General features: G+C 70.3%; 19 protein-coding genes. 7 read left to right on the forward strand and 12 right to left on the reverse strand.

What is annotated here, in order from left to right; genetic code table 11:
* Window positions 1–3501 (reverse strand): MG2 domain-containing protein (locus tag D7V97_RS14190; RefSeq protein ID WP_233582780.1); only part of this gene is annotated, 3501 nt, incomplete at its 3' end.
* A gap of 49 nt (window positions 3502–3550) precedes the next feature.
* Window positions 3551–4195, reverse strand: coding sequence for an RlmE family RNA methyltransferase (locus D7V97_RS14195; protein ID WP_120611169.1), 645 nt, complete (start codon window positions 4193–4195; stop codon window positions 3551–3553).
* Window positions 4196–4276: 81 nt separating this feature from the next.
* Between D7V97_RS14195 and D7V97_RS14200 the strand changes: the two genes are divergently transcribed.
* Window positions 4277–4684 carry a hypothetical protein gene (locus D7V97_RS14200; protein WP_120611170.1) on the forward strand — a complete coding sequence of 136 codons (408 nt, stop codon included), beginning with the start codon at window positions 4277–4279 and terminating at the stop codon, window positions 4682–4684.
* A gap of 68 nt (window positions 4685–4752) precedes the next feature.
* On the forward strand, window positions 4753–5040 hold the full coding sequence (locus tag D7V97_RS14205) for a hypothetical protein (protein WP_120611171.1): 288 nt from the start codon (window positions 4753–4755) through the stop codon (window positions 5038–5040).
* On the opposite strand, the gene D7V97_RS14210 is transcribed toward D7V97_RS14205, so the two are convergent.
* On the reverse strand, window positions 5041–6180 hold the full coding sequence (locus tag D7V97_RS14210) for an acyl-CoA dehydrogenase family protein (RefSeq protein ID WP_120611172.1): 1140 nt from the start codon (window positions 6178–6180) through the stop codon (window positions 5041–5043). It abuts the gene before it with no gap.
* A gap of 333 nt (window positions 6181–6513) precedes the next feature.
* On the opposite strand from D7V97_RS14210, the gene D7V97_RS14215 reads away from it, so the two are divergent.
* The 4 genes from D7V97_RS14215 (at window position 6514) to D7V97_RS14230 (ending at window position 12551) form a co-directional block, all read left to right on the forward strand.
* The gene (locus D7V97_RS14215; protein WP_120611173.1) at window positions 6514–7614 is read left to right on the forward strand and encodes an efflux RND transporter periplasmic adaptor subunit; all 1101 of its coding nucleotides are present in this window, start codon (window positions 6514–6516) and stop codon (window positions 7612–7614) included.
* A gap of 49 nt (window positions 7615–7663) precedes the next feature.
* Window positions 7664–10816, forward strand: a complete 3153-nt coding sequence (locus D7V97_RS14220) for an efflux RND transporter permease subunit (protein ID WP_120611174.1) — start codon at window positions 7664–7666, stop codon at window positions 10814–10816.
* Entirely contained in the window at window positions 10816–11391 is a 576-nt protein-coding gene (locus D7V97_RS14225) for a MarR family winged helix-turn-helix transcriptional regulator (protein WP_120611175.1), read from the forward strand. Before D7V97_RS14220 ends, D7V97_RS14225 begins: the two co-directional genes overlap by 1 nt.
* 62 nt (window positions 11392–11453) lie before the next feature.
* A complete protein-coding gene (locus D7V97_RS14230) occupies window positions 11454–12551 on the forward strand; it encodes a hypothetical protein (protein WP_120611176.1) in 1098 nt (365 codons plus the stop codon).
* Between the two features lie 10 nt (window positions 12552–12561).
* Here the strand turns inward: D7V97_RS14230 and D7V97_RS14235 are convergent, their stop codons facing one another.
* The 9 genes from D7V97_RS14235 to D7V97_RS14275 all read right to left on the reverse strand — a co-directional run bounded on the left by D7V97_RS14235 (window position 12562) and on the right by D7V97_RS14275 (window position 19581).
* Window positions 12562–14280, reverse strand: coding sequence for an AMP-binding protein (locus D7V97_RS14235; protein ID WP_120611177.1), 1719 nt, complete (start codon window positions 14278–14280; stop codon window positions 12562–12564).
* Between the two features lie 38 nt (window positions 14281–14318).
* Window positions 14319–15248, reverse strand: coding sequence for an alpha/beta hydrolase (locus D7V97_RS14240; RefSeq protein WP_120611178.1), 930 nt, complete (start codon window positions 15246–15248; stop codon window positions 14319–14321).
* Window positions 15245–15691: a thioesterase family protein gene (locus D7V97_RS14245; protein ID WP_120611179.1), complete on the reverse strand. Its 447-nt coding sequence runs from the start codon at window positions 15689–15691 to the stop codon at window positions 15245–15247. Before D7V97_RS14245 ends, D7V97_RS14240 begins: the two co-directional genes overlap by 4 nt.
* A gap of 30 nt (window positions 15692–15721) precedes the next feature.
* The gene (locus D7V97_RS14250; protein WP_158623360.1) at window positions 15722–16093 is read right to left on the reverse strand and encodes a holo-ACP synthase; all 372 of its coding nucleotides are present in this window, start codon (window positions 16091–16093) and stop codon (window positions 15722–15724) included.
* Window positions 16087–17058, reverse strand: coding sequence for a ferritin-like domain-containing protein (locus D7V97_RS14255; RefSeq protein WP_199728806.1), 972 nt, complete (start codon window positions 17056–17058; stop codon window positions 16087–16089). The genes D7V97_RS14250 and D7V97_RS14255 overlap by 7 nt, the downstream gene beginning before the upstream one ends.
* A complete protein-coding gene (locus D7V97_RS14260; protein WP_120611181.1) occupies window positions 17055–17351 on the reverse strand; it encodes a hypothetical protein in 297 nt (98 codons plus the stop codon). The genes D7V97_RS14255 and D7V97_RS14260 overlap by 4 nt, the downstream gene beginning before the upstream one ends.
* Window positions 17352–17491: 140 nt before the next feature.
* Window positions 17492–18670 (reverse strand): CaiB/BaiF CoA-transferase family protein, encoded by a 1179-nt coding sequence (locus D7V97_RS14265; RefSeq protein ID WP_120611182.1) that lies wholly within the window; start codon window positions 18668–18670, stop codon window positions 17492–17494.
* A 118-nt stretch (window positions 18671–18788) separates the two neighbouring features.
* Complete coding sequence (locus tag D7V97_RS14270) at window positions 18789–19115, reverse strand: SCP2 sterol-binding domain-containing protein (protein WP_120611183.1); 327 nt, start codon at window positions 19113–19115, stop codon at window positions 18789–18791.
* A 91-nt stretch (window positions 19116–19206) separates the two neighbouring features.
* Window positions 19207–19581, reverse strand: a complete 375-nt coding sequence (locus D7V97_RS14275) for a response regulator (protein ID WP_120611184.1) — start codon at window positions 19579–19581, stop codon at window positions 19207–19209.
* 214 nt (window positions 19582–19795) lie between these two features.
* On the opposite strand from D7V97_RS14275, the gene D7V97_RS14280 reads away from it, so the two are divergent.
* Window positions 19796–20803, forward strand: a complete 1008-nt coding sequence (locus D7V97_RS14280; RefSeq protein ID WP_120611192.1) for a sensor histidine kinase KdpD — start codon at window positions 19796–19798, stop codon at window positions 20801–20803.
* Window positions 20804–20839 lie beyond the last annotated feature (36 nt).

A 20839-nucleotide genomic window follows, 5' to 3' on the forward strand; every position in this document is an offset into this window, starting at 1 on the left:
GCCCAGCCCGTACCCGTCGTCGAACTTGAGCTGATCCTCCCGGGGCTCCGGCACATCCTGGACCTCGCGCAGGTCGTCGGAGATCCAGTCGCGGCAGTAGCCACTCGCGGACGATTCGGTCTGCGGCACCGACGACTGCTGCGGATAGAGCTGCGCCACCTGGGGCGGCGTGTGCGGCCCGAAGAGGTCCAGCGACTGATCGTACATGTACGCGAGCAGCTCCGCGGCCCCGGCCTCCAGCTTCGCGCCCCGGGGCCCCTTCACCGTCACCCGGAAGGTCTCCTTCGCGCCGGGCCGCAGCGTGTCGCGGAACGTGGCGAACTCCAGCGACAGCGCCTTGTCGTCGAAGGGCACGGACAGCGTCTGCGTGATGCCCACGTGCTGCCAGTCACGCACCATGGAGAGCGACGCCGTGAACCCACCGCGCAGGGCCTCCGTCACCGGGATCTCCACCACGGCCCGCCCCTGCCCCGCCTTCAGCACGCGCTGCTCGATGCGCTGTCGGCCCTGGTACAGCTCCAACACCAGCGGCTGGCCCTCGAAGCCGGAGGTCACCACCAGCCGCGCCACCTCGCCCACGCGCACCGACGAGCGCTCCGCCAGCAGCATCGCCGGCAGGGCCACCGGAGCCCTCGCGCCCGCCACCACGAACTCGTATTGGGCGGAGGCCTTCTGTCCAAAGGCATCCGTCGTCTCGTAGCGCAGGCGGTAGGCCCCCGCGCGCAGCGCCGGCAGCGTCACGGGCGCCACGCCCTGCGCGTCATGCGTCACGGGCGCCTGGGCCAGCTCCGCGCCGTCCTCCCAGGACTCCAGCGTGTCCGCCATCTCGCGGGCCGTTGCCCAGCGGGGATGGAGCGCGTCCCCCGGCGTGGGCGTCGACTCCCGGCGCTCCGTGCCCTCCAGCGGAAGGACCTCGCGAACGGGCACCTCCGCCGGCAGCAGGGGACTCGCGGGCTGTTTCAGGGCCACCAGCCGCCAGCGACCCGGTCCCGCCTGGGGCGCGCCGTCCAGGTTCGAGCGCAGCAGCCGCACCTGCGCGGGTTGATCCTCGCGGAAGAAGCCCGCGTCGGACTCCACGCGGCCCTCCACCGCGACGAAGCCCAGGCGGAACGCGCGGCTCGCCGAGCGCGTCTCTCCGCCCTCGTCCGTCAGGTCCGCCTCCACGCGGTAGCGCCATGACAGCCCGGGCGTCTTCGCCATCCGCTCATCCGCCTCCGGGGTGAACGTCACGGAGAAGCCACCGTCCTCGCCCAGCGACGCGGAACCCGAGGCCACCAGTCGCGAGCGCGAGGAGGGACGCTCCCAGTACCACCACGGCGGCAGCACCGGCTCGCGCGACACGCGCCACTTCACCTTGCCGGCCGTCACCGGCAGGCCGAAGTAGTAGCGCGCCTCGCCCTTGAACGTGGCGGGACGGTTGAGCCGCAGCGCTTCGGGCGCGTCCTTCAGCGTCACCTCGAAGGTGGGCCGCTTGTACTCCTCCACCCGCACGGCGGCCGCCCCCCACGGGTTCGCGCGCACGTACCAACTGCCCAGCGGCCGGCCCGCGGGAATCGTGAACTCGCCCGCCACCGAACCGAACGAATTGGTGCGCGCGTCGCGCGTCTCCACCACCTGACCGTTGGGGTCGACGAGCGTCACCTTCACCGCCGCGTCCGGTAGCACCTGATAGCGCTTCGAGTCCTGCTCCGGTCGGAAGGACACCACCTTCCAGAGCAGCTTCTGCTGCGGCCGGTACACCGCGCGGTCGGTGTAGACCAGGGACTGATCCTCCGGCGTTGAGCGATGCTCCGGCGAGAGGAAGTACTGGCCCGGATGCACCATCAGGCTCCGGCCCCGGCCCAGCACCAGCATCACGCTCTGATACGTCCCGGGCTCCGCTTCGAGCGAGAACTCGCCCCGGGCGTCGACGCGGCGGGTGACGATGCCAAAGCGGCGCTTCGAGTAGTCCGGCGTGATGAGCCGCAGCTCCACGTCCGGCACGGCGGCCCCCGTCGCGCCGTCCACCACGCGCACCTCCACGCGGCGCGAACCGTCCCGCCGGGCCACGACGACCCACGGCGTCACCGCGACGGGCAGCGAGATGATCTTGTTGTCCTTCTCCCGGAAGTCCTCGCGGCCGGACACGACGATGGCGTACATGCCCGGGGCGAGCGCGGGCGGCGTCACGTACGTCGTGTGCTCCCGGAAGTCGGGCGTGGCCGGCAGCGCCGTGCTCCAGGCCGCGTCGGGCTTGCGCGTGTCCAGCATGCGCCGGACCTCCTCACCATGAGGGAGGAGCGACAGCTCCTGGGTGGGCTTCGCGAGCCGCGCCTCCACGTCCAGCGCGAAGGCCCGGAAGAAGACCCTGGGGAGGTTGCGGTGCCGCACCTGGATGGAGCGCTTGCCCGGCCCGTCCGCCTCCATCCCCAGGGCGTACAGCTCCGGCGCCTCCAGCTGCGCCACCAGGGCGCCGCAGCGCTGCCCGCCCAACGACTTCGGCCACGCCTCCGCGCCGGCCTTCGCCAGCGCATGCGCCGTCACGGGATGGCCCGCGCCGGACTCCAGGTCCGCGAGCTGCCGCTGGCCCATGGCCCACCACGCCACGTCCCGGAAGCCCTTCAGGTGCGCGGCCAGGTGCTCGCGCACCCGCAGCCGATCCGCGGCCTCGGGGAAGGACGAGGCCAGCACCTCGTAGCGCCGCAGCCTCGCCTCCAACGCCGCCTCGCGCCGGCCCGCGCCCAGGTGCCACGCCTCCAGGTCGCCCAGCAGCGCCGCCACCTTCGTCAGCGGATGCACGGCGCCGTCCGTCAGCTCCACCTTCGGGCTGCCCTCCAGCAGCGTCCCCACGTCCAGCCGGAACACCTCCAGCTCGTGCTCCGGCTTCCACAGGTCCGAACGCGCCAGCACGCCCACCCACAGGTACGTCACCGCGTCGCGCAGCGTGGAGCGGATGCCCTGCGGGTAGGTGTTCGCCTGGAGGTACTCGGAGAGCGCCGTCACCGGCTGCGAGCCCAGGTCCTGGCGCAGCGCCCAGACGGCGGCATGCGCGCGCTGGACCTCCGCGAGGAGCTGATCCTTCGTCCACGCCTTCAGGTCCACCGGGCCCTGCGACACCACCTGCTCCCGCCGGCCAATCTCATAGCCGTACGCGTCCACGTAGTGGGTGAGCACCGCCGCGTAGAAGAGGTTCAGCGTCGCCCGCTGCCGCGCGTCGTCCGGCCACGGCTGCTCGCGCAGGAAGCGCACCGCCGTCTCGTAGCCGTGGAGCTGGGTGCGCAGCTGCACCGTGCGCACGAGCGCGCGCGTCCACTCGTCCGCGTCGCGCTTCGCCTTCGCCGCCGTCAGCCGGGCTTCAACGCCGCGCGCGGCCTCCTCCACCTTGCCGTCCGCGACGAGCGCGTCGAGCGCCTTCCACGACGGCGGGGACTTCGTCTGGGCGCGCGCGGACGCGGGCACCCCCATCAACGACAGCAGGCACAGCACGACGGCGAGCGCACGCAGGCGCGGGAGTTCAAACATGGGCGGCACTCTAGACGCCGCCCGCGTCCCTCGTGGGTCCCTTCCTTCGTCAGGAAGCGACGGGCGTAGCAGGGGCCCGGCGCCGCAGCCCCACCACGTAGACCTCCATGCTGGCGCCGCGCGTGGCCTCCGGCCGCACCACCTTCACCTCTTCGTAGAGCTTGCGCACGTCGTCGCGGAAGGCCTCGAAGTCGCCGCCCATGAAGACCTTCGCCACGAAGGTGCCCCCGGGCTTGCCCCTGGCGGCGGCCACCTCCAGCGCCTTGCCCGCGAGCCGCAGGCTGCGCGCCTCGTCCGTGCCCTTGATGCCGGACGTCTTGGGCGCCATGTCCGAAATGACGGCGTCGTAGGGCCCGTCGTACAGCGCGGCCAGCTTCGCGTCGAAGTCGTCCGCCAGCACGTCCAACACCGCCGTCGTTACCTGCTTCTGGGAAAACGGGCGGATGGCGACGATGTCCACGCCGATGACGCGTCCGGAGAGGCCCACCGCGTCCACGAGAATCTGGAGGAAGCCCCCCGGCGCCGCGCCCAGGTCCAGCACCGCCGCGCCCTTTTTGACGGACGTGGGAAAGCGCTTGAGGATCTCGTCGACCTTGAACGCGGATCGCGCGCGCAGGCCCTCTTGCTTGGCTTTCTGGAAATAGTGGTCTTTAGGACGGTAGGACTTGCCCATGTCAGAAGCCGTCCCTAGCATCCGCTACTGTCTTCGGAAAGCCGGAGCAGTCGCGGCCGGTGTGATGGGTCGCGCCAACGGACTTTCCGGAGGGTTGGTGGCATGGGCACCCGGAGCGTGACAGCGGCGTTGTGCGTCTCCCTGCTCTTCGCGGGAGGAGCGGCGTTCTGCTACTCGCGCGCGGAGTCCCTCCAGGCCGAGGGTCGCTGGCTGCTGGCCCGGGGCAGCGCCCAGGCGACCGACTTCGCCCAGAAGCTGGACGGCACGTCCGTGGACGCGCAGCTCAAGTCGTTCAAGGAGCGGCGCGGCGTGATGGAGCGGGCCCACCGCTGGCAGCGCGGCATGCTGCTGGGCATCATGGCCTCCGTCCTGTCCGCCCTGTCCGCGTACGTCCTGTTCCTGCTCAAGCGGCTGGACGACCAGCTCCTGGACGCCACGGGCGAGCTGCGCCGGCACCAGGAGGCCTCCTCGCTCCCCGCCCCGGCGTTCGCGCCCAGCGTCCAGCGCTGAAGGCTGCTGCCCCACGCCGGGACTCTGGCAGGATGCCGCCCCGGCTCTGATCCACGGGGAGGACCACCATGCCCGGCTGCGCGCACTGCGGACGCACGCTCGACATCATCGCCAACCAGGTGGGCCGCAACGACGCGTGCCCCGGCTGTGACGAGGACCTGCGCTCGTGCCGCAACTGCCGGCACTTCGACCCGTCCGTGGCCAAGGCCTGCAAGGAGCCCTTCGCGGAGGTGCCCCGCGACAAGGACATCGCCAACTTCTGCGAGCTGTTCCAGCTGGGCGAAGGCGGCCTGCACGTGAAGGACTCCCGCGACGCGCTGCTCAGCGCCGCGGAGTCCCTCTTCCGCAAGAAGTAGCTAGAAGCCGTACAGCTTGGAGATGATCTCCTTCATCACCTCGGACGTGCCGCCGCCGATGGTGATGAGCCGCACGTCCCGCCACATGCGCGCGATGGGCGTCTCCTCGATGTAGCCCATGCCGCCGAAGAACTGCTGGCAGTCGTAGGCCACGCGCTGCGCGAGGTCGCCCGCGAACAGCTTCGCCATGGAGACCTCCTTCACCGGGTTCTCCCCCCGGTCGAAGAGGTCCACCGCGTGGTAGGTGAGCCGCCGCGCCGCCTCCACCGCCGCCAGGTGCTCCACGAACTTGTGGCGCCACACCTGGAACTTGATGAGCGGCCGGCCAAACGCCTCGCGCTCACTGCCGTACTGGATGGCGTCCTCCAGCATCCGGTCCATGCCGCCCACCGTGGTGATGGCCCCCACCAGGCGCTCGCCCTGGAAGTTCGTCATCACGTGGTAGAAGCCCTGGTTCTCCTCGCCCAGCACGTAGCGCGCGGGGATGCGGCAGTCCTCGAAGTAGAGGATGGCCGTGTCCGAGGACAGGTTGCCCACCTTGTCCAGCTTCTTGGAGACGCCAAAGCCCTTCACGTCCGTGGGGAACGTCACGAGCGAGATGCCGCCGTAGCCCTGCTCCCCCGTGCGCACCGCCAGCGTGATGAAGTCCGCGCGCGTGCCGTTGGTGATCCACATCTTGGAGCCGTTGATGACGTAGTCGTCGCCGTCGCGCCGCGCCGTCGTCTTGATGCTCGCCACGTCCGAGCCGCACCCCGGCTCGCTCACGCCCAGGGCGGCGATCTTCTCCCCCTTGAGCGCGGGCTCCAGGAACTCGCGCTTCTGCTCGTCCGTTCCAATCTCGTTGATGATGGGCGTGGCCATCTGGCTCTGCACCAGCAGCGCCATGTTCACGCCCGCGTTGCGGCTGCGGCTCAGCTCCTCCGCGAACGCCGTCACGTACCAGTAGTCCAGCCCGCTGCCGCCGAACTTCGGGTCGTGGTTGATGCCCAGGAAGCCCAGCTCGCCGCACTTCTTGAAGAGCTCGCGGGGGAAGATGCCCGCTCGGTCCCACTCCAGTCCGTACGGCGCCATCTCCTTCTCCACGAAGGTGCGCACCGTCTTGCGAAACGCCTCGTGCTCATCGGTGAACGGGTTGAGCATCGCTGGTCCTTAGGGGGCTTCAGGGGGCAGCCCGGTGGTGGATTGATTCGCGAGTCAATAACAGGCGGCCCCTGTCAGCGACAAGCGACGCGCCCCGTCTCATCCCGCGCGCGCCGCGTCATCGCGCCGTGACGCATTGCACTGCCCCCGGTGGTGGAGCACCGGAGGGCAACCAGGCAGGCGCGAGGGCACCGCGCGGGTGGATAGTCCGCAAAGCGGAGTATCCTCTTGACAGATAATCGAGTGTCGGTAATTTCTAGGCCACAAAGAATATACGCCGGAGCAGGTATCCGGGCGGGTCTTCCGCCGGACAGCCGGCAGGAGTTCGGACACGTGAATCAGCGAATCCTGGCTGCCGTGGTGGCCGTGGCGGTGTCGACGGCGGGGTGCTCGAAGGCAGGGGCGGAGAAGGCGCAGCTGCCGGCGCAGACGGAAGGGGCCAGCGCGTTGGGCGTCAAGGCGATCACGCCGGCCACGGAGCTGGAGGCGAACGTGACCCGCGTCACCGGCCAGGTGCGCTCCAAGCAGGAGGCCACGCTGGGTCCTTCCGCCACCGGCACGCTCGCCAAGGTGAACGTGCGGGTGGGTGACAAGGTGAAGAAGGGCGACGTGCTGGCGGTGCTGGACACGTCCAACGTGCGCATCGCGGTGGAGCAGTCCCGCGCGGCGAAGGACATGGCGGACGCGGCGCTGCAGCTGGCCACGAGCACGCTGGAGCGCACCCGCAAGGTGGCGGAGTCCGGCGGCGTCGCGGCCAACGCGCTGGAGCAGTCTGAGATTGCCCTGAAGCAGGCGACGGCGCAGGCGGCCCAGGCGGGCGCGGCGCTGCGGCTGGCGGAAGAGAACCTGCGCGACCACTCCATCACCGCGCCGTTCGACGGCGTCATCACCGCGCGCACGAAGAACGTGGGCGACTCGGTGGCGATGACGCCCTCGACGCCGGTGTTCTCCATCGTGGACGCGGACGGGCTGGAGATCCGGATGATGGTGCCGGAGTCGGTCATCGACAACGTGTCGGTGGGCACCGTGACGCCGGGCACCGTCAACCCCAGCGGCATGCGCTTCGAGGCGAAGGTCGCCAACGTGGGCGCCGTCATCGACGCGCAGAGCCGCACCGTGGAGGTGCTGGCGGACGTGACGGGCAAGACGGACCGCCCGCTGCGCCCGGGCGCGCTGGTGGAGATGGACTTCTCCAAGGCCGCGGGCGACACGGGCAACGGCCTGTTCCTGCCCTCGCAGGCGGTCAGCAGCAAGGGCCAGGACGGCTTCGTGTGGGTGGTGCAGGACGGCACCGTGCGCAAGCGCGACGTGCGCGTGCAGCGGGTGCTGCCGGGCTACGTGAAGGTGCTGCAGGGCCTCACGGCGGAGGAGCGCGTGCTCGCCGACGCCTCGCTGGACGTCAAGGAGGGGACCGCGGTGCGCGTCGCGCAGTAGCGCGACCAACGCCGGTCCTCCTCCCCTCCTCTTTCCTTCAGGTACCTGAATGATCAAGACCTTCATTTCACGGCCCATCTTCACCGCCATGCTGATGCTGGCGGTGGTGGTGTTCGGCGTGTTCGCCTATCCGCGCATCGGCGTGGATCAATTCCCCGACGTGGACTTCCCCGTCGTCACGGTGACGACGGTGCTGCCGGGCGCGGACCCGGAGTCCATGGAGAAGAACGTCTCCGACCCGCTGGAGGAGGCGCTCAACACGCTCAACGGCGTGGACACGCTGCGCTCCATCAACCTGGAGAGCGTTTCGCAGGTCGTCGTCCAGTTCAAGCTGTCCACCAAGGTGGACCTCGCCGCGCAGGACGTGCGTGACCGCGTCCAGGCCACGCTGAGCAAGCTGCCCGACGAGGTGAAGACCCCCGTCGTCGAGAAGTTCGACATCGGCGCGGCCCCCATCATCACCCTGGCGCTCGCGGGCCCCCTGCCCGTGGACGAGCTGACCCGCATCGCGGATGACGTGGTGAAGCCCGCGCTGCAGCGTCAGCCGGGCGTGGGCAGCATCGACATCGTGGGTGGCCGCGAGCGGGAGATCCAGCTCGTGGTGGACCCGCAGCGGCTGCGCGGCTTCGGCCTCGCCATCAGCGACGTCAGCCAGGCCCTCAAGGCCCAGAGCCTGGACGTCCCCGGCGGCCGCAGCACGGACAGCGGCCGTGAGCGCGTGGTGCGCCTCACGTCCGAGGCCAAGAGCGTGGAGGACATCCGCAACATCATCATCACCAGCGCGGGCGGCTCGCCCATCCGCGTGCGCGACATCGCGGAGGTGGTGGACGGCCCCGCGGAGCAGCGCTCTTCCGCCAAGAGCGGTGCGCGCAGCGCCGTGGCGATGGTGGTGCGCAAGCAGTCCGGCTCCAACACCGTGCAGGTGGCGGACCTGGTGAAGGAGTCGCTCGAGGAGATCAACAAGACGATGCCCGCGGGCGTGCAGGTGGAGACCGTGACGGACAACGCGCGGTTCATCCGCTCGTCCATCCACGCGGTGCAGGAGGACCTCATCCTGGGCGGCGTGCTCGCCGTGCTCATCGTGCTCGTGTTCCTGCGCAACCTGCGCTCCACGTTCGTGGCGGCCATCGCGCTGCCGGTGTCCGTCGTGGGCACGTTCGCGGTGATGGCGGCGCTGGGCTTCACCTTCAACATGATCACGATGCTGGCGCTGACGCTGTCCATCGGTCTGCTCATCGACGACGCCATCGTGGTCATCGAGAACATCGTGCGTCACATGGAAGAGGGCGCCACGCCCATGCAGGCCGCGCTGGAGGGCGCCGGACAGATTGCCCTCGCGGTGCTCGCGGTGACGCTGGCCATCGTGGCGGTGTTCATCCCGGTGGCCTTCATGGACGGCATGATCGGCAAGTTCTTCTACCAGTTCGGTGTCACGGTGGCGGTGGCGACGCTCATCTCCTACGTGGTGTCGATGACGCTCACGCCCATGCTCTCCTCGCGCCTGCTGCGCGAGCACGCGCACCCGACGGGCATCTCCGCGATGGTGGAGAAGGCGCTCGTGGGCCTGGAGTCCGGCTACCGGCGCATGCTGGGCGCCATCCTCCGTCACCGCGCGGTGACGATGGTGGTGGCGGTGCTGGTCCTCTTCGCGACCTTCGGCATGGCCCGGTTCCTCAAGTTCACGTTCATCCCCGAACAGGACAACGGCAACATCAAGCTCGCGGTGGAGCTGCCCATCGGCTCCACCATCCACGAGACCCAGGCGCAGCTGGACACGCTGGCCGCGCAGGTGCGCGCCATCCCGGGCGTCACCTCCACGTTCACCACCGCTGGCGGCGGCGTGCAGGAGGAGGTCCACAAGGGCGAGGTGCTCATCAACCTGTCCGCCGTGAAGGACCGCGCCTTCAAGCAGAGCGAGCTGAAGAACTACGTGCGTCAGCACATCAAGGCGCCCAAGGGCGTGTCCCTGTCGGTGCAGGACGTGGCGGCCGTCTCCGGCGGTGGCAACCGGACGCAGCAGGTGCAGTTCAACCTGCGCGGCGACAACTGGAAGGAGCTGACGGAGTCCGCGGAGAAGATGCGCCAGGTGATGCTGAAGAACCCGGGCCTCACCGACGTGGACATGACGTACCGCTCCGGCAAGCCGCAGTACGACGTGCAGGTGGACCGCGAGCGCGCGGCCACGCTGGGCGTGCCGGCCGCGTCCCTGGGCGCCACGCTGCGCGCCTACCTGGGCCGCGACAAGGTGCTCGACTACCGCGAGGGCGGCGAGACGTACGAGGTGAAGCTGCGCCTGACGCCGGAGACGCTCGCGTCCGCGGACGCCCTGGGCCAGCTCGCCGTGCGCGCGCCGTCCGGGCAGCTGGTGGAGCTGCGCAACCTGGCGAAGATCGTCCCCGCGGAAGGCCCGGTGCAGATCGACCGGCAGGCGCAGAAGCGGCAGATCACCATGCTGGCCAACCTGGCCTCCGGGTACGCGCTCTCCGACGCCATCTCCTACCTGCAGGCGTACGCCGCCAAGGACCTGCCCAAGAGCGTGTCCGGCGAACTGGAAGGCAACGCGAAGGAGCTGGGCAAGTCGGTGGCCGCGTTCGGCACCGCGCTGCTCTTGGGCATCGTGCTCATCTACATGATCCTCGCGGCCCAGTTCGAAAGCCTCATCCACCCGTTCACCATCATGCTGTCGCTGCCGTTCGCCTTCATCGGAGCGATTGGCGGCCTGCTCATCACCGGGCAGTACATGTCCATGTTCGCCCTCATCGGCGTCATCATGCTCATGGGCCTCGTGGTGAAGAACGGCATCCTCCTGGTCGACTTCACACTCCAGGTGCGTGAGAAGGGCCGCACGGCGCACGAAGCCCTGCTGGAGGCCGCGCCGGTCCGTCTGCGTCCCATCCTGATGACGACCATCGCGATGATCGCCGGCATGATCCCGGTGGCGATCGCGAAGGGCGACGGCGCGGAGACGCGCGCGCCCATGGCCATCACCATCATTGGCGGCCTCGTCACCTCCACGTTCCTCACGCTGGGCGTGGTGCCGGTGGTGTACTCGCTGCTGGATCAGCTCTCCTCCCGCTTCAGCCGGGGCAAGGGCAAGGACGCCGGCTTCGCGGGGGGCTCCGGCACCGCGCACGACGTGCCCGTCAACCAGGACCGGGAGCGGGAGGCGGCGGCCGCAGCGGCCCGCGTGGGGACGGCCTGATGCGCAGACCCACTTCCATCACCGCGCCCCCGGAGCACGAAGTCTGCTCCGAGGCGCCGGACGAGCTCACCGAGGAGCTGACCCCGGAGCTCTCCGCGATGGACCGGCTGCTCCAGGAGGGGGACCGGTCCACACCGGACTCCCGCCGCTTCCTGGACCTGCTCAAGCAGCTGGCCTACTTCCGCTCCTTGAGGGATCCGCTGGCGAGCCTCTGCGACGACATGCGCCTGACCCCCACCCAGGTGCATGCCCTGGGCTGGCTGGGGATGGACGGCCCCACCCAGGTGGGGGTGCTCGCCCAGCGCATCGGCATCACCAAGAAGACCATCACCGGCGTGGTGGACCGGCTGGAGGACATGGGGATGGTGGAGCGGGGCCGGGACGCGGAGGACCGCCGCGCCGTCACCGCGAAGCTCACCAGCAAGGGCTGTGAGCTCTACAAGCTCATCCACCTGATGACGGACTCCGGCGTGCGCCGCCTGATGGATCTGCTGGAGCCCCAGGACCGCGAGTCGCTCTTCGGCATCATCGAGCGGATGATCGTCCGCATGAAGGGCACGCTCCCGGCGCGCTGAGAGGCCCGGGAGAGGCTCGGAGGTGCGCGGGAGGGCGCGGGCTGCGACACTGGCCCGCGCCCATGCTCCCCCCTTCCGTGGCCCTGCTCGGGCTCGTCCTGAGCGCTGCTTCCCCCACCCCGACCGCGTCCGCGGTGCTCCACGCGCAGTGCCGCACGCACGCCGCGGATCCACGCAACCCCTGGGCGCTCGCGCACGGCATGGACCTGGACGGGAAGGCCTTCCGCGCCCGCGACGGCCGCCCCGCCCCGGACGCCATCGTCGCGGGGTTCCTCCACCGCGAGGCGGCGGACGCGGGACGACCGGCGCGCTTCTACTTCGACGCGTTCGCCCCGGACGGCACACCCGTGGAGCCGCACCCGGCGCTCCAGGTGAAGACCTTCCTGCTCGCCGGCCATCCGCTGTCGCACGCCTTCCCCGCGGCCTGGGGCCCGGTGACGCTGCGCGAGCTGGTGGCGTCGCTGCAACAGGACTTCCGGCCCGCGCTCGCCACGTCACCGGACGGGGCCTGGGCGCTGGACGCGCTCTCGCACGTGCTCAAGCCCGGGGGCTCGTTCCAGAACGGCGCGGGCGAGACGGTGCGCATCGACGCGGTGATGGACGCGGCGCTGGGCACGCTGGAGGCCGCCGACGCGGAGCTGGCCGCGGGGATGAAGGCCGGCCGCCCGGAGGTGCCCAAGAACAAGCAGGGCATCTACGCGCACCCGTGCGGCGGGCTCCACTTCTTCCAGGCCGTCGCGGGCTGGGCGCGCTTCCCGTCGGTGCGCAAGGCGTGGGGCGCGCGGCTGGACGCGCAGGTGGACGTGCTGATGTACCGGCTGGGCTCGGAGGGCCGGCAGTACGAGGCCGCGCTCGTCGCCGCGCCCGCGTTCCGCATCCCGGTGCTGGTGCAGATGGTGAAGTTCTACGGCCACTGGCTGGAGGCGTTGGGGCGCTACCGGGACGAGACGGGCTGGAAGCCCACGCCCGCGCAGGCCCGCGCCGTGACGGAGGCCCGCGCCGCGCTGGAGCGCGCCACCTTGCGGCTGGAGGCCACCGGCGCCTTCCGCGACACCGCGGCCCTCGCCCTCAAGGAGCCCCAGCTCGCCCTGGACCTGGTGGGCGATGCGTGTCACGCGGCGCGAGGCTGGGACCTGTGGGCCGGCGCCGGCGTGAAGTGAGCCAGGGCCGTCAGGTGCCGTCGGAGCGGCTTCCCTTCGTGCGCAGCCGCGCCATCCACCGGCGACCGCGCTGACGGGCGACGAGCACCGAGCCCCAGACGAGCCGCTGGGCGCGCATCCGCAGCAGGTCCGCGCGCAGCTCCATGGGCGTCACGGTGCGGACGCGGCCCTGCTCATAGGCCTCGGTGATGGCGCGGCGCTGGAGCTTGCCGCTGCTCGTCTTCTGCAGCTGGCCGTAGCGGATGAACAGCACGTCCTTATCCGCCAGCGTCACGCCCACCGTCTCCAGCACCGACTGGCAGACCTGCTTGCGGCTGTCGTCCAGCCGCTCCAGCACGGACGGGTGGTTCACCTCCGCGAGCACCACCAGGCGGCCCTGCACCTGGATGACGGCGGAGCGCCCCGGGCGGATGAAGGGCAGCCGCTCCACGGCCTGCTCGAAGTCGGCGGAGAAGAAGCTCTGGCCGTTCACCTTGATGCGGTCGTTGATCCGCCCGGTGATGAAGAGCTCGCCGCCCATCTGGAAGCCCAGGTCACCCGTGGCATAGAAGCCGTCCTCGCCGCACAGGGGACGGTCATCCTGGAAGTACGACGGCGCCAGGCTGCCGCCGCGCAGCTCCACCTCGCCCATCTCCCCTTCGCCGCACACCCGCTTGTCCTCGGAGCGCAGCCGCACCTCGAACTCCGACAGCGGCCGTCCCACGGAGATGGCGGGCTGACCGTTGGGCGCGGTCACCACGCGCAGGTCCTGCCCCGGCGCCGTGCTCGCGACCAGCAGCACCGTCTCCGCCATGCCGTAGCAGGGCATGAACACGTCGCGCCGCAGGCCACAGGGCGCCAGCACCTGGAGGAAGTGCTGGATGTTGGGGATGTTGATGGGCTCGCTGCCCAGGTAGATGCTGCGCACGCGCGACAGGTCCAGCCGCTTCAGGTCCTCCGGGTCCAGGTCCTTGAGCGTCTTGAGCGCGTAGTCGATGGCGAAGTTGGGGATGACCGACCCCATGACCTTCTCCGCCGACATCTGCTCGAACCAGCCCAGCGGATCCATCAGGAAGGTCGCCGGCTGCGACAGCAGCAAATCATTGCCCACCGTGAAGCAGCTGAGCAGCCCGCCGATGAGCCCCATGTCGTGGTAGAGCGGCAGCCAGCTCGTCACCCGGTCCTCGGGCGTGCGCCGGTCGTGCTGGGCGATCATCCGCAGGTTGGCCAGCAGGTTCTGCTGCGTGATGGGGACGCCCTTGGGGAACGACGTCGACCCCGAGGAGAACTGCACGAACGCCAGCTCCTCCGGCACCACCTCGCGCAGCCGCGCGCCCGGGCGCTTCACACCCTCCGGCGGCATCGGCAGGCGGGTCAGCGGCAGCTCCAGCCCCGACAGGCTCGGGGTGTCCAGCACCTTGGGGGCGCCGTAGCGCTCGCTGACGCGCGCGAGGAACTCCCGGTAGGGCCCCTTGGGCGTGCTCAGGATGTACGGCTTCACCGACAGGCACAGCGCGCCCAGCTCCATCAGCCCCAGGAAGGAGAAGATGACGGACGCGGAGGTCTCGAAGGGGAGCACGATGCGGTCGCCAGGCTGAACACCCTGCGCGCGAAAATGATCCGCGCATGCGGCCACCCGCGCGGGGAACTCCCGGTACGGAACGAACGTGGGCGGTGCGACGAAGTCGTCGTACAGGAACAGGCCCCGGCGCGGATCCGCCGACTCCAGCCTCTGGATGATCCCAAGCACGTGATTCCCCTCCTCCGGCGCTGCGACTCCAAGAGTCCCTACGACTTCACGGCGTCCTGCATCCACGACCACACCCGCGGCAGCACTTCCTGGCGCGCGCGCTCGCCGCGCACCACGTCGAAGTGCCCCGCGTCCCAGCTCAACCCCTGCGCCCGGCCCAGGACGACCAGCTGCTTGCGCGCGCTGCCCAGGTGCGCCACCAGCTTCTCCGCGCGGCGCGGCGACGCATGGAACACGTCCGCCGCGCCCACGCCCGCGAACACGGGCAACGTCACCTGGCCCAGCGCCTTCCAGTAGTCCGTCGCGCCGTCCGTGCTGCGGAAAGCCCCCGTGGGTGCCCAGTCGGTGAACTGCCGCATCACCCCCGCGGGCTCGTCCCACGGCCCCTGCTTCAGCGCCTTCGCCGGGAAGCGCCCCAGGAGTCCCGCCACCGCGGAGGAGAAGCCCAGCTGCACGCGCTTCTTCACCCCGCCGTCGCTGTAGTCATTCACCGCCGACGACAGCGTGACCACGCCCGTCAGCATCGCCTGCGCATCCGGGGCGAGCCCCAGCGCCGCCAGCGCCGCGTACCCGGCCATGCTGTGGGCCAGCAGGAACAGCGGCCCCGTGTGGCGCGCGCGCACGGCCCGCACCAGGTCCGGCACGTCATGCCGCACATACGTGTCGAAGCTCCAGTCCCACGCACGCCGCGCCGGCCAGCGGCTCTTGCCATGCCCGCGCAGCGAGGCGACGTAGGCCACGCAGCCTGAGTCCACGAAGAAGCGCGCGGGCCCGTCCGCCTGGCTCCCCAGGAAGAACCGGCCGTCGGAGAACAGGCCCGGCACGAAGATCACACCGGGCGCGGCGCCGCTCGCGGCAGCAGCCGGCCGCACCTCCGTGACGTGCAGCGCGTGGTCCCCGGACGTGGGGACCCAGAACTCCTGGGAGACGGGCGCGGCATCGGCGCGAGGGGTGGCGTTGACGCTCATGAGGAGGACTCCCGGGAGGCCACCGCACCACCGCGCGCGGCCACGAGGAACTGCTGCAACGACGCGAGCGACCGGGACGCCGCGTCCAGGAAGGCCACGCTCACGACGGCCTCCACCGCGAGGGGGCCGCCCTCCCCCAGGAACACGAGCTGGCGGAAGCGCGCGCGGTAGTTGAGGCCGTCCTCGTCCAGCTCGTCCGCTGCGGGCGACTCCAGCACCGTGCGCACCACCACGTCACCGGGAGGAATCTCGCGGCGGTAGTCCACCTCCACGCGCGACACCACCGCCACCACTGTCCCGCCCCGCGACAGCCCGTGCCGCTCCAGCCAGCCCCAGCGACCGGCCTCCAGGTACTCCAGCGCGGTGGCGTTGTTCACATGCCCCAGGCTGTCCAGGTCGTTGGGGCGCACGCGCAGCGTCAGGGAGGTTTCTTCGAAATGCACGGCGGACATCCTCGCGGCGCGGGGAGACGGTCAGGAGCGGGGCGCGGGCGTCACGACGACCACCGTCGAGACGAAGCCGCCGCTGTGGGACAGGGACACGGCGACCTGCAGGCCCTCGCGCGTGAGGTACTCCGCGAGCACGCCGTGGAACTGGAAGTGGGGCGCATGCCGCGCGTCGTGGAGCAGCTCCGCGTCCGTCCAGAACCACCCGTCGATGGGGGGCAACGCCTTGAACAGGGCCTCCTTCGCGCTGAAGCCCGCGGCCAGGCTCTCCAGCGGCGATGGCGCGCGGGAGATGCGCGCCAGCTCCGCCGGGGTGAAGAACACGTCCGGTTCGAGCAGCCCCCGCGCGGCCTCCAGCTCCGCGATGGACTGGAGGTCATGGCCCAGGCCCCTCAGCACCCGACGAGGTCCATCCAGGTGTCTTCGACGCCCTCTCGCGAGTCCACGGTGATGCCGGTGATGCGCTTGAGCGCGTGGAAGATGAGCTGCTCCTTCTTGTGCAGTGCATCCGGCGTGTACATGCCCTCGCGGTGCTCCAGGTGGTCCCACCAGTTGACGTGGGTGCCGCGCGCCTCCACCCGCTCGCGCTTGCTGCCGTGCACCTCGCCGCCGTCGCGCAGGAACAGGTGCGCCACCGCGAAGGCCTCCTTCGCCTTGTACGCGCCGCTGTCCACCAGCGCCTTGGCGAAGGAGATGAAGTACGTCATGTGCTGGATCTCATCCGCGGCCACCTGCTTGAAGAGCGCCCGCAGGCCCGGGTCCTGGATGATGGCCGCGCACTGGCCGTAGTTCACCGCCGCGACGATCTCCGAGATGGCCAGCAGCGTCAGCGTGCGCAGCATATCGTCGTCGGGGAACACCTTGCGGAACTCGATGAAGGTGGCGTTGGAGACGGGCTCCAGGCGCATCACCGTGGACAGGCGGTTGAACGCCGTCTCGTGGTGCGCCTCCTCCTCGTTCCAGTAGCGGCTCCACGTGCCGCACGCCTGCATGATGGCCGCGACCGTCGCGTCCTTCTCCAGCCACCGCCGGCACTCCAGGTCCGCCAGCCGCTCCAGCCGGTCCGCGCCCGGCTTCGTCGTCAGCTCCGCGCGCCCCGCGTTCCACACCAGGTGGCGGTCCGAGTCGCTCAGCTTCGTGAAGTCCACCGCGCCCAGCATCTCCACCACGCTCCAGCGCCGCGACTCATGCAGCCGCTGCTGCTCCCACGTCAGGTCCACCAGCGACAGCCCCTGCCGCGTGATGGCGTCGTGAAGCTCCGCCATGATGGCCGGACGTCCTTCCGCGACCGCGGCGACCGCGACCGTGTTGGGCGGCGGCAGGGGTGCCTCCACCAACTGCGCCTTGGGCGTCTGGATGCTCATGCGCTCTTGCGCTCCGGGTTGAGGACTTCGTTCAGGAAGACCGCGAGCACCTTCGAGACCGGCGTGTCGAGCGACAGCGCCGGCAGCCTCACCCGCAGACCGTAGTCCTTGCGCAGCCCGTTCGACGTGCGCGCGAAGGCCTCCATCAGGTCCACGCTGTTCGTCATCCGCGACGAGCAGGAGATGAGCTCCGCCAGCGTCAGGTCCTCGGAGAACAACTCGGCTTCCGCCAGCCCCACGTGCTCCGCGAATTTACGACGGATGTAGGACTCCAACTCCTGCGCGTCGTGCATGCGTTGACTTTCCTTCCACGGGGCTGAAAGTCGATTTCACAGTCAAAAACCAGAAACGATCTAACTGCCGGCTCCCTGCTGTCAACACACACTCCGGGAGGACAAGATTCCCGGGAAAGATGCGATGAAGCGGCGATTCTTCACGCACCCAGACGCGAGATTTCCTCGGCGGTGAAACCCGCCTCCTCGAGGATGACGCGCGAGTGCTGACCGAGCGAGGGAGGGGGGCGGAGCGCGACCTCCCCCATGCGCAGCGGCGTGAGCAGGTGCGTCACGCGGATGCCGCGCTGCGCATCGTCCGCGTCCACGAAGAGGCCCCGGGCGCGGAGCTGTGCGTCAGAGAGCACCTCGTCGCCCTCCGCCACCGGCTCCACGCAGAGGTCGGCGCCGGCCAGCAGCTCGCGCCAGTGGGCCAGGGGCTGCGCCGCGAAGATGCGCGTCAGCTCCGCCTTCACGCGCGCCGCGGCCTCGCCGGGGATGTACGCGTCGTCCAGCAGCTCCGGGCGGCCCAGCCGGGCGCAGAGCGCGCCGAAGAACTTGGGCTCCAGCGCGCCCACCGCGAGCCAGCGATCATCCGCGGTGCGGTACAGCCCGTAGCTGGGATAGCCGCCGTTGAGGGCCTCCGTCCCGCGCGTCAGCGGCGTGGCTTCCGCGCCCGCGAACAGGCGCGCGGCCAGGTGCAGGTGCAGGAACGCCAGCGCGCCGTCCGTCATGGACACGTCCACGAAGCGGCCCACGCCCGTGCGCTCGCGCTCGTGCAGCGCGGCGAGGATGCCCACCAGCGCGAAGAGGCTGCCCCCGCCGATGTCGCCCACCTGCACGCCGGGGAACGCGGGCGCGCCGCCGGCCTCGCCGCCGTAGCCCAGCAGGCCCGCGCGGGCGACGTAGTTGAGGTCGTGCCCCGCCTTGAGCCGGTCCGGCCCCGTCTGGCCGTAGCCGGAGATGGCGCAGTAGATGAGCCGCGGGTGCTTCGCGCGCAGCACGGCTTCGCCCACGCCCAGCTTGTCCATGACGCCGGGCCGGAAGCTCTCCACCAGCACGTCGTAGCGCGGGATGAGGCGCAGGAGCGCGTCGCGTCCCTCCGGCGTCTTGAGGTTCAGCGTCAACGAGCGCTTGTTGCGGTGCAGGCCGTAGAAGAGCGCGCCCTCGCCGTCACGCTGCGGCGGCATGTGGCGCGTGGCGTCTCCGCCCTCCGGCTCCTCCACCTTGTCCACGGTGGCGCCCAGGTCCGCCAGCACCAGCGTCGCGTAGGGCCCGGGCAACAGGCGCGACAGGTCCAGCACCCGCAGGCCTGCGAGGGGCGATGACGTCGGAGACATGAGGGGGAGGACTCCAACAAGGGGGAGGATGCAATGCAGGACGGCGCGTCTCCGGGGGAAGGAAACGCGCCGCCGTCACGACAGGAAGCGGGCGGATGCGGCAGCCCGGCTTCTTCGCTCAGCCGAGCAGCTTGGCCAGCTTCATGGCGAGGCCCATGTCCATCGGCTTGAACTTGAGCTTGCCCTGCATCGCGGCCATCTGCGCGTTCAGCTTCTTCTCGCGGATCTTCACGAAGTCGTCGTTGCTGACGATGACCGTCATCTTCGACGCGCCGTTGAGGCCCTCGGACACCCAGCCCTCCGACTTCGTCGTGTCCAGGGTCCACTTGCCGCCGCCGTCGCCGGCGATGTCGAAGTGGATGATGGCGTTGATGTCCTTCGCCAGCTCGGGCTTCTCGGCGAGGACTTTGGGAATCTCGGTCTCGAGGATGTCCTTCGAGTTCACGGTGCGCTCCTTGGCGTTGATTGGTGAATCAAGTCCGCGCGGACCGTAATGGCGGCCTCCCGTCGGGTCAAGGGCGGGAGGCGGTCGCGCTTCAGACCTGCGTCGTTTCCGCCACCGGGTTGAGGGAGTGGCGGACCATGGTCAGCAGGTCGTTGAGCTCGAAGGGCTTGGCCAGATGGCCCACCGCGCCAATGTCCTTGGCCTTGCTGCCGACGTTGCGGTCCGCGCTGAGGACGATGATGGGAATCGCGGCGAACGCGGGCTTCTGGCGCATGCGCTGGGCGAACTCCCAGCCGTCCATCACGGGCATCATCAGGTCCAACAGGATGAGCTGGGGCGGATCCGGCTCCAGGCGCTCCAGCGCTTCCTTTCCGTTGCGGGCGCGACGGATCTCGAAGCCTTCGGCCTCCAGGATCTCCGAGAGGGCCTCCAGGATGTCAGGATCATCGTCGACGACGAGAACCACGGGTGAACCAGTGTGCTGTGCGTTGAGCGAGGTCAGAGGTGTCTCCTCGATGCCGCGACCAGAGCCGATCTTCCATCATCCCCGGACCATCTGGCGCAAGAATTTAAGAGGACCCCACTCCATGCGGTAGCCCGTTGCAAAACCGACAGTCACTGCCCACCCTTCCGGTGACCTGAAAGTTGGCAGCCGGCAGGGGGAGGTCCGCGTGACGTGGATGGGGGAGACAGTGGCAGGCAACGAGGCGGCACCCGGCCTCGTGCTCCTCTGCCGGCAGGGGCCTCCGCGCCTGCTCGGTCCCCTGCTCCTCGAGTATCTGGGCCTGGAAGCGCTGCCCCTCACGCTCGCCGCGCACGGCGTCGACGGGTTGATGTCCGCGGCGGGCTTCCATCGCCGCGAGGACGGCCGGGGCGTCTGGGAGCGTGAGGGCCGGGCGCTGATGGTCGGCGAGGAGACGCTGGAGGACGGCGGACGGCTGGTGTGGGTGGTGCCGCTGCCCTGGACGGGCGAGCGCGTGGCGGAGCGCGTGCGCTACCTGTCGCTCGCGTCGCATGATCTGCGCGGCTCACTGGCCAACATCCGCTCCTACGCGGCGCTGCTGCTCAACGGGCGCGTGCCGCTGGAGCCCAAGGCGCAGCGCGGCCTGGAGACCATCCTGCGCAACGCGGACCGCTCGCTCGCCTTCGCCCAGGACTTCTTCGACTCGAGCCGCGCGGAGTTGGGCGCCCTGGCGGTGGAGCGCGAGCACCAGCCGCTGCTGCCCATCCTGGACGCGGCGGTGGAGCGCATGCGCGCCGCTGCTTCCGCGGCCAGCGTCGCGCTGGTGCTGGATCCGCTGCCGGACCTGCCCGACATGGAGGTGGACGCGGGCCGCATCCAGCACGCGCTGGAGGCCTTCGTGCACCACCACCTGGTGCGCGCGCAGCCGGGCGAGGAGCTTCACGTCCGGGCCGCCCGCCTGGGACACCAGGTGCGGGTGGAGGTGCGCCGCGACGGCGCGCCGGTGCCTCCCGAGGACATCTTGGCCGTCTTCCAGTGCGAGGAGCGCGCGTTCCGTGAGCGCAAGCTGGAGGATCCGCTGCGCGTCTTCCTGGCACTTCAGGAGGTGGAGGCGCACGGCGGACAGGTGGGCGCCCAGACAGACGCGGGAGGGAGCACCCTCTTCCTCATGCTGCCGGTGCCACGGGCCCGGGAAGTCGCGCATCCAGCGGGCTGGCAGGCGTGAGCGTTGGTGGGAGTTGCTAGCGCGACCCACCTCCCA

The organism is Corallococcus sp. CA053C (genome assembly GCF_003611675.1).
Taxonomy (GTDB): domain Bacteria; phylum Myxococcota; class Myxococcia; order Myxococcales; family Myxococcaceae; genus Corallococcus.